1 protein-coding gene is annotated in these 1,581 nt (G+C 49.1%); it reads right to left on the bottom strand.

What is annotated here, in order from left to right; translation table 11 throughout:
• Nucleotides 1-1,448 (bottom strand): choline dehydrogenase (gene betA, locus BZG79_RS15395; RefSeq protein WP_077774846.1); only part of this gene is annotated, 1,448 nt, incomplete at its 3' end.
• Between the last annotated feature and the right edge of the window lie 133 nt (nt 1,449-1,581).

Genomic DNA, 1,581 nt, shown 5'->3' with positions numbered 1-1,581 from the left:
CTTTCAAGGCCCATCTTACATGTGCAGCTTGGGTGATAGGCACTTTCCCCTTCTCGAGCCACAAAGTCGAGGATCTCCTGATCCGTCTGTGCCTCGCTGCCCGGCGAAAGCTCTTTGCCACGTAAATGATCAAAAGCCGGCTGGGCGATGATATCGCGAGAGACACGGATCGCTTCCACCCACTCTTTACGCTCTTGTGGCGTTGAAAGGTAGTTAAAGAAGATCTCTGGCTTCTCATCCGGGTTGGTACTACGAATTTTGACATGGCCACGCACATCGGTATTCATCGGCCCAACGTGTAACTGGAAGCCATGTCCTTTGTTCGGCGCCGAACCATCATAACGGATCGCCAACGGCAAAAAGTGGAACTGCAAGTTCGGGTAGGCGACTTCGTCGTTACCGCGCACAAATCCACCCGCTTCAAAGTGGTTAGTCGCCGCCGCGCCCTTGCGACGGAAAAGCCAATCAAAACCAATTTTAGGCTGATTGTGATACTTCAAGGCCGGATACATACTCACAGGCTCTTTACATTCGTACTGCACATACAGCTCTAAGTGATCTTGTAAGTTTTCTCCCACGCCTGGCAAATGATGCACCGGTTTGATACCTAAGTTTTTCAGCGTATTCTCATCACCTACACCGGATAATTGTAAGAGCTTGGGTGAGTTAATCGCGCCGCCGCAGCTGATAATTTCAGCCCCATAAGCGGTTTTTTTGCGACCCCACTTACGGTATTCCACCCCAATCGCGGTTTTACCTTCAAACACGATCTTATCGGTCGTTGCCCCTGTCAGTACTGTCAGATTTTTACGGTTCATGACCGGGTGTAAATACGCCCGGGCAGCACTGTGACGACGGCCGCGATAGATATTTTGATCAAAAATACCAAAGCCTTCTTGCTGATAACCATTCACGTCGTCGGTCAATGGATAGCCCGCTTGTTGCGTCGCGTCAAAGAACGCACTAAACAGAGGGTTATCACATTGTGCGGTTTCAATCGCCAGCGGACCATTGTTGCCATGATAGTCATCTTGGCCTTTTAATCGCGTCTCACACTTGCGGAAATACGGTAAGCAATGGGCATAATCCCATTTTTTCAGCCCGTGATCGTTGGCCCACTTTTCATAATCCAACGCATTACCACGAATATAAATCATGCCATTAATACTACTGCTACCACCCAGCACTTTACCGCGCGGCTGCGCAATGCGGCGATTATGCATATTCGGTTCGGGCTCGGATTCATAGAGCCAGTTATAGGTGCTATCTGTTAGCAGATAGGTTAACGCCGCAGGCATGTGAATACGAAAATCAATACGATAGTCAGGGCGTCCCGCCTCGAGTAACAGCACCTTGTTATCTGGATTGGCACTTAAACGATTCGCCAGTACGCAGCCTGCCGAGCCTGCACCAACAATGATGTAGTCGTAATTTTGTTGCTGTCCCATAAAACCTCCAGTTTTTGTCCTTCCCGCGCGCAGGGCATAAGCCCGGAATAATCGCAACACGGGTGATGGGTATGATTGTGTAGAGGTTTCCTTTTTGATGATTTTTATAATTCGCTTGATACTTGTGCATCAA

It is taken from the genome of Salinivibrio sp. MA427 (genome assembly GCF_001996115.1).
GTDB classification, from domain to species: Bacteria; Pseudomonadota; Gammaproteobacteria; order Enterobacterales; family Vibrionaceae; genus Salinivibrio; species Salinivibrio costicola.
The sequence above is the reverse complement of the archived record's forward strand: the minus strand, read 5'-3'. Positions and strand labels throughout refer to the sequence as shown.